This is a genomic window from Streptomyces virginiae, from assembly GCF_040638905.1.
Lineage (GTDB): Bacteria > Actinomycetota > Actinomycetes > Streptomycetales > Streptomycetaceae > Streptomyces > Streptomyces virginiae_B.
The window spans coordinates 24,153-31,075 of record NZ_JBEZYV010000054.1 but is presented as its reverse complement, the minus strand read 5'-3'; the positions used below and the strand labels follow the sequence as shown (position 1 = coordinate 31,075).

At 77.1% G+C, this 6,923-nt stretch carries 5 protein-coding genes and 2 pseudogenes; 2 read left to right on the top strand and 5 right to left on the bottom strand.

Features of this window, described 5'->3' with window-relative positions; all coding sequences use genetic code 11:
- Nucleotides 1-898: 898 nt before the first annotated feature.
- The 3 genes and pseudogenes from AB0F82_RS36525 to AB0F82_RS36515 form a co-directional block, all read right to left on the bottom strand.
- On the bottom strand, nt 899-1,723 hold the full coding sequence (locus AB0F82_RS36525) for a MerR family transcriptional regulator (protein ID WP_362635616.1): 825 nt from the start codon (nt 1,721-1,723) through the stop codon (nt 899-901).
- Nucleotides 1,724-1,757: 34 nt separating this feature from the next.
- Nucleotides 1,758-2,015, bottom strand: a complete 258-nt coding sequence (locus AB0F82_RS36520; RefSeq protein WP_362635614.1) for a hypothetical protein — start codon at nt 2,013-2,015, stop codon at nt 1,758-1,760.
- 918 nt (nt 2,016-2,933) lie between these two features.
- Nucleotides 2,934-3,203, bottom strand: a pseudogene (locus AB0F82_RS36515) (SWIM zinc finger family protein); the annotation flags it as partial.
- Nucleotides 3,204-3,833: 630 nt separating this feature from the next.
- Between AB0F82_RS36515 and AB0F82_RS36510 the strand changes: the two are divergent.
- Nucleotides 3,834-4,376: an NUDIX domain-containing protein gene (locus AB0F82_RS36510; RefSeq protein WP_356816022.1), complete on the top strand. Its 543-nt coding sequence runs from the start codon at nt 3,834-3,836 to the stop codon at nt 4,374-4,376.
- A gap of 46 nt (nt 4,377-4,422) precedes the next feature.
- On the opposite strand, the gene AB0F82_RS36505 is transcribed toward AB0F82_RS36510, so the two are convergent.
- Together AB0F82_RS36505 and AB0F82_RS36500 are read right to left on the bottom strand one after the other, a co-directional pair.
- Nucleotides 4,423-4,980: a hypothetical protein gene (locus AB0F82_RS36505; RefSeq protein WP_356816023.1), complete on the bottom strand. Its 558-nt coding sequence runs from the start codon at nt 4,978-4,980 to the stop codon at nt 4,423-4,425.
- Between the two features lie 267 nt (nt 4,981-5,247).
- Nucleotides 5,248-6,027 (bottom strand): YqjF family protein, encoded by a 780-nt coding sequence (locus AB0F82_RS36500; RefSeq protein ID WP_362635610.1) that lies wholly within the window; start codon nt 6,025-6,027, stop codon nt 5,248-5,250.
- Between the two features lie 409 nt (nt 6,028-6,436).
- On the opposite strand from AB0F82_RS36500, the pseudogene AB0F82_RS36495 reads away from it, so the two are divergent.
- A pseudogene (locus tag AB0F82_RS36495) lies at nt 6,437-6,923 on the top strand (hypothetical protein); the annotation flags it as partial.

Here is a 6,923-nt window from a genome sequence, read left to right as displayed (position 1 = left end):
GGGGGCAGCGGCCGAGGTCGTCGCGGTCGCCGTCGGGGCGGCGAAAGCGCTGGTGGGGACCAGCACGCCCCCTCCGACGATCGCGGCCGAGACGGTGTACAGGGCGAAACGCTGCTTCCGGGAGGTGACACGGAACATGAGGATGACTCCAGAAGAGAGGCGGGGGAGAGGATCAGGTCCAGAGAACCTGGACTGAAATGTCTGTTTTGTTCTCTGGTTAAAAGACTGGCTCCCGGACTTCATGAGGCTGTCCGCCGACTGTCACAGGCGCGTGACAGGCCGCGCGCCTCCCCCCTCCGCTCCCCTGCAGGCCCCATCCGGGCCCCGTCCGCCCGTCCCCGGCAGGGCGGACGGGGCCTGCGGCGGCCCGCAGCGGGATGCGCCGCCGTGCTGGCGTCCACGCCCGCGCCGGGCTCCTGGCAGTGGTTCGCCACCTCCATCGGGTGACGCTCTTCGCGGTGGCCTTCGCCTTCCAGGTCCGGCCTGGGCGTGGAGGCCGGCGTCCGGTCGGGGTACATGCGTGCACGTGCGCTGGTCGCGTACGCGCTGGTCGTCGGCCTGTGCGTGGCGATCGCGGTGGCCCCGTGCTGCGGCGCTGGGACTGGCTGTTCCCCGTTCCCAGTGCCGTCGCACCCGCAGCGGCTGCGACGGATCGGCCGGTACGAGGCCCTGCGCGCCAGGGCCGCGGCGCCGGCTGCCTGGCGTCGACGACGACCCTGTGGCTGCCCCTGTACGGGGCCGGGCGGGGCGTCCTGGTGGGGCGCGGGCGCGTGGGGGCGCGAGCGGAACCGCCGCCGGGCGGCGCTCCCTGCCCGGCTCCGGCCCGCAGAAGCCGGCGGACGCGGGAGCGGGGACGGACCGCAACGGCGTAGCCGTACCCCGCTCCCGCGCCGGATGGTCAGTCGGCCAGGGGGACCGCGATGTCGCAGGCCGGGTCGGCGGGGCCGATCTCGCACCAGTCCACGAAGTAGACCTCGCGGGGTGCCGCCGCCGGGGTACGGGACTCGCGCTGCGCCCAGGCGTGGACCGCGTCGTAGGCGGAGAGGATCTGCGGGTAGGCCACCTGTGCCTTGGTCAGGCGGGTATAGGCCTGCGTGTGGGCCGGTTCGGTGCGGCAGGCCGCCGGGAGCCGGCCCGCGCGGGCCGGGTCCACCGGGACGCAGAGCTCCACGGGGCCGTCGCCGTCCTCGTTGACATCGCCGTGGTAGACGACGAACGGGTGGCCGAAGAGGCCCCCGTGCGCCTGCGCCACCGGGACCAGCCGGCCCAGGGCGGCGGGGATCCAGTCGGGCAGCTCCTCCGGGGTGATGTGCCGCTGTTCGGTGAGGACCAGCTGCTCGGGCACCTCGCGCTGCTGAATCTCGTACATGTCCAGGATCCCTTCGTCTCCGAGCAGGTGGATGCGGAGGTGCGCCGCCAACTCGCGCTGGGCCGCGTGACGGCGCTCGACGCCGTCCCAGTACGCGGCCACCAGCCGGGCCGCCTCCGGCGCCGGGGCGGCCAGGACCGCGCCGACGTCGGCCAGCGGCATGTCCAGCCCGCGCAGCCGCACGATGAGCCGGGCGGCGGCGAGCCGGTCCTGCCGGTAGTACCGGTAGCCGGTGGCGGGATCGACGTGGTCGGGCGGCAGCAGGCCGTGGCGGTCGTACAGCCGCAGGGCCTTGTGCGACAGCCGTGCCCGGCGGGCGAACGCGCCGATGCTGAGCAGTGCTTCTTCCTCCATGGCCACTACGCTCCCCTCTCCCCCAGGGTCAAGGTCAACCGGCGGCGGCGTCGAGCTCGCCGACGCGGTGGCCGGGCCCGGTGGCCTGCAGGGTGCGCGGGTGTCCGGGGGCGAAGACCTCGGATGCGGGGGGTCCTTCGACGTTGCGGCAGGCGAACTCGGCCTCCTCGACGGCGGTTTGGTCGGTCAGGCGGCGCTCGCCCGGCCAGGCCCGCTGGTAGGGGGCGTCGGCGGCGAGGAGGGCCGGGAACCTGAGCGTCCAGGTCCGCCGGTGTTCGTCGTCGGGGTGCACCGGTGCAGGATCGCACCCGGCCGGCCGCGGGCCGGTGGCCGGGTGCCGGGCACGATGGGCGGGTTTTACCTTTCAGTAGGTTCCAGGCGCCGTCCGCCGGGCCCTGTGTCGGTGACGGGGTGCGGCGGGCAGAGCGGCGGCGGGGGCGGAACGGGAAACGGTTCCGTGACGGGGTCCTGCACCGGGAGTGGGGCGAGGTCGACGCGGCGTGGGACGCCCCGGCCGCCCGGGCCCGCCCGCCGGGCTCTCCCCCGACCCGGACCCGGACCCTGCCGCCGAGCGCAGGCCGGGCGCATGCACGGTGTTGTGGTCGGGCTCCACGGGCCGGGCCCTCGTCGACGCCTCCGGTGCGCGCCAGAGGTGACGAAGGGCCGGTGGACCGTCAAGGGCGGGCTCGCCGAGAGCGGCCGGCTCGGCCTGGTCTCGTTCACCGGCTGCCACGCGAGCTGCGCGCAGGAGGCCGCCGCGCTCTCGGCCCCGCCGAAGCGGCGAGAACCCGGCCGGGCCGGGGCCGGGGTGGGCCGGGCCGGGGCCGGGGTGGGCCGGGCCGGGGCGGGGGCCGGGTCGGGGCGGGGGTGGGCGGGTTGGATCCGGCCCGCCCGCCCCGGGGCTTCCTGCCCGGCCTCCGGCAGGTGCACCGCTTCACGCCCGGCGGGCCCGTCGCCCGCGTACGGCCTGTGCGAGGCGGCCGGGGCAGCGGGCCGGGGCGACGTCGCGGCCGGTCTGTGGACACCGCGCTCACCGGGGCCGTGGACTTCCTGGCGGCCTCGGTGGACGCGGTGGCGGGCGGTCCCCATGAGTGGCCCGGCTCATCCGGCGGCCGCCGGGGCGGCCGTTTCCGGGGTCGTGTCCAGGGCGGGGGGCAGGCGGCGGGCCTGGGTGGTCAGTTGGGAGGTGCTCTTGCGGGCGGCGGCCAGAGGACTCGAAGCGCAGCCGGTCGCCGCCCGCCGTGACGACCGGGTCCAGGGAGGCCCGCAGGGTGCGCTGGTGGTAACGGGTGGCGGCGACGTCCACGACGGTGAGCAGGCCCCGGGCGGCGGCCTGAGGCGGGCTCAGGAACCCGGTGAAGAACTGCGGGTGGGCTTCGCGGCCCACCGGGGTCGGCCCGCCGGAGGTCTCCAGCCCGAGGAGGCCGGTGCCGCCTTCGGTGGTGAGGGCGGGCGGGCGTGCGTAGGCGAGTGCCTGGATGGATCGCTCATGGCGCAAACGTGGGGGCGGGCACCGACAACGCTGACGGGCCGTCACCCGCGGGGCGGGCGGCGGAGCCTGGGCGACCCCCGCGGCGCGGGGGTGTCGCGGGGCGGGGCGCGGGGCGGGGCCGGGCGGGCGCGGGGCGAGGCGGGACGGGCGGGGCCGGGCGCGGAATCCGGGTGCGGCGGGCGGGGAGCAGGGCCGGCCGGACGGGCCGGGCGGGCGGGCGGGGCACGGGATCGCCGTGGGGCGGGCCGGGCGCGGAATCCGGGTGCGGCGGGCGGGGAGCAGGGCCGGCCGGACGGGCCGGGCGGGGCACGGGATCGCCGTGGGGCGGGCCGGGCGCGGAATCCCGGTGCGGCGGGCGGGGAGCAGGGCCGGCCGGACGGGCCGGGCGGGGCACGGGATCGCCGTGGGGCGGGCCGGGCGTGGAATCCCGGTGCGGCGGGCGGGGAGCAGGGCCGGGCCGGACGGGCCGGGCGGGGCACGGGATCGCCGTGGGGCGGGCGGGGCCCGGCGGGACGAGGCGCGCGGCCGGGCCGGGCCGGGCGCGGGATCGCTGTGGGCGGGGGGCCGTTGGCGCCGCTCCACGCGAGGGCTGCCGGGGCGGGGCGTGATACTGGCGGGATGACTTCCACTCCCCCGGCGCAGGCGGTCCCGTTCTCCCGCATCAAGATCCGTACCGCGGCGCTGGTGTTCTGCGGCGACGAGGTCGCCCTCATCCGCCGCGACCGCGCCGGGTCCGTCCACTACAGTCCGCCCGGCGGGAACGTGGAGGACGGTGAGGACCTCACCTGCGCCCTGCGCCGGGAGCTCGCCGAGGAACTCGGCCTGGACATCGACCTCGCCGAGGGCGGCGACCTGCTGTGGGTGATCGACCAGCGCGTCACCCGCCCCGGCCCCACCCCGCCGCCGCGCAAGATCCATCTGATCCACCGCCTGCACATCACCCCCGGGCTCCGCGACACCCTCGCCGTGGAGGAACGGGACGAACAGCCCGACGGAAGCCACGAGGTCGGCGTGATCGAGTGGATGGACTACCGCCGGACCGCGGGGCTCCCGGTCTTCCCGCCCATCGGTGCCGCTCTCGCCGCGCTGCCCGACCCCCGCGCGGTCACGGCCGACGCCGCCCTGGACGCCGTCACCGACGCCAATTACACCTGGGTGTGAGACCCGGCCCGGCCGCGGGCCGCGGCCCGTTCCCCCTCCGCGGGCGTCAGGAGGCCCGGCGGGGACGGGCGGTGCGGGGCGGACGGCGCCGGGCGGCCGGGGCCTCCGGGGCGGCCTGCGGTGAGGAGAACCCGCCGGCGACGGGCAGCGGGGCCGCCGCCGGCGCGGTGGCCGGCGCGGGGATCGCGGCGGTGACCGGCGCCTGGCGAGCCTGGGACTGCTGTGCCTGGGGCTGGGACCGGCCGAGGACGGCGGTGTGCGGGATGAGCGGTGCGCAGGACTGGCAGATCTCGGCGAGTGTCCAGACCTGCCCCACGGCCGGGTTGTGGACCAGGACCAGGAGAGTGGAGCCGGTGCACTGGGTGCGGGTCTCGTGGAACGCGCACTGCGCGGCCCGGCAGGCGCACGCGGTGTCGGGACGGAGGGTGGCCAGCCGTGCGTGGGCCCTGACGTGCTCGGCGGCGAACCGCTTCAGGGCCGCGGTGTCCTTCGAACGGGGCGGCATGCGGCAGGCTTCGGTGCTGCAGGTGACGGAGGCGCTGTGATCGGCGTGGCCGGTGAGCCGGACCGTCCAGGTCCGGCCGGGCACGCGTGATCCGGGCATGAGGGTCAAGTCGGGGTCCGATCGTCGTGTTCCAGGTGGGGCGGTCGCGGTCGGTCGCGGTCGGTCGCACCGACGCGACGCGAGACCGATCGCGGCGGGGTGGACCCCGCGGGCTGTCGTCCCGGGACGGCGTCTCGCGGCTGCGGAGGCGCCGGGCCGCGGAGAAACGGACATCGCGCGGCCTCGGACGTGGGGACTTTGTCGCACGCGCCCGCAGGCTCTGTCAATGCCCCGCGCCTGGTCAAACGGGCGGACGGCCGGGGCGGGTCAGCCGGTGGGGCGGGTGAACCGTACCGGGACTCCCGGGGAGTACAGCACGCTGGCCGGCGGGCCGGAGGGCGCGGGCAGGCCGGCCGCGGCCACCAGGTCCTCGTCGCAGTCCAGGAGTTCGGCGCGGTGCAGCGGCCAGCGCGGGTGGCTGTTGGGCAGGTACAGCAGCCGGCCGGAGAAGTCGCTGTGCAGGCCCCAGCGGGCGGTCAGGAAGTGTTCGAGGGCGGTCGGCTCCTTCACCGGTGCGCCGGTCCGTACGGTGATGGTGCTGTGCGCGCCGCACGGTCCGGGCCAGCGCCGGCTGCTGGTGTAGGTGAGGGTGGGTCCGTCGCGGCGTACGGACATCCGCGACCACTGGTAGGGGAGGCGGAACGCGGTCCGGGCGGCGAGGACCGGGATCAGGCGGGAGGCGTCGAGGGAGCGGAAGACCACGCCGCGGCGGCCGCGGTCGTCGACCGAGTAGAGGCGGACGTTGGTCTCGGGGAAGGAGCCCAGGTAGGGGATGCCGGGGAGGCGGAGCCATCCGAGGCGGTGCACGCGGAACGCGATGAGGCCGACGTAGGTGACGCCGTCCAGGGTGTCCGGGGTGGTGCCGGCCGGCAGCAGCGGGGCGACGTCGGCGGGGTCGGCGGGCCAGTGCAGGAAGGTCAGGTCGAGCCAGGACTGTGTGAGCAGGGGCCGGTCCACACCCGGGTGGCGCGGCGCGTCGGCCGATACCGGCCCGGCGGGCACGACGGCCGACACCCCGGCAGGCTCGGCGGGCGGCGTGTGCTGCATTGCGTCAGTATCCCGCAGGCCCCCCGTGCCGGCCCCCGCCGCGGGCGGGCGGCCCGTACGGCGGGCGGATCAGCGGGAGGCGGCCGGGCCCGGTCCGCGGACCGGGCGGCGTACGGGCGGGCGGTCCGGGCCAGGATGCGGCCGGGGTATCGCGGCCCTGGAGGTCGACGAGGCGCGTGAGGTGGTCCCCGTGCTGCGCTGAGCAGCCGGGCCTGGCGGGGTGGGGGGCGGGCGGGATGCGGTCCCCGTCGCAGCCATGATGGCCAGGACCGCACCCCGCACCGGGCGCCTACCCGGCGCCGCCCGGCCGACACCCACCGGCCCGGGGTGGGGCGGGGCGGGCTGGGGCGGGCTGGGTTGGGTTGGGTTGGGGGGCCGTGCGGCCTCGTCTGCCCGGTGGGGCCGACGGGTGTCGGCTCGCGAGCTGCGCCAGCGGTCGTGGACGACGCTGAAGTCCGCGGCCGCGGTCGCCGGATGGAGCGTCAGGAGGCGTTCGGTCGCGGACATGCGGCAGCACCTCGCGGAGGTTGCCTCTGCGAGGTGCTGCACTCGACCGTTCGTCACTGGTCCCTGGTCGCTTGGCCGCTGGTCACTTGGCCGCTGGTCAGCCCTGGGTTCCACCCTGGGTGCTGCCCGCGCCACCGCCCTGGGTCCCACCCTGGGTGTTACCGGCGCCACCGCCCTGGGTCCCACCCTGGGTGTTACCGGCGCCACCGCCCTGGGTCCCACCCTGGGTGTTACCCGCGCCACCACCCTGCGTACCGCCCTGGGTGTTACCGGCGCCGCCACCCTGGGTCCCGCCCTGGGTGTTACCCGCGCCACCACCCTGCGTACCGCCCTGGGTGTTACCGGCGCCGCCACCCTGGGTCCCGCCCTGGGTGTTACCGGCGCCGCCA

Coding starts and splice junctions, on each gene's coding strand:
- AB0F82_RS36510 (WP_356816022.1), top strand. CDS start 3,834: ATGACTTCCACTCCCCCGGCGCAGGCGGTCCCGTTCTCCCGCATCAAG.
- AB0F82_RS36500 (WP_362635610.1), bottom strand. CDS start 6,027: ATGCAGCACACGCCGCCCGCCGAGCCTGCCGGGGTGTCGGCCGTCGTG.
- AB0F82_RS36505 (WP_356816023.1), bottom strand. CDS start 4,980: ATGCCCGGATCACGCGTGCCCGGCCGGACCTGGACGGTCCGGCTCACC.
- AB0F82_RS36525 (WP_362635616.1), bottom strand. CDS start 1,723: ATGGAGGAAGAAGCACTGCTCAGCATCGGCGCGTTCGCCCGCCGGGCA.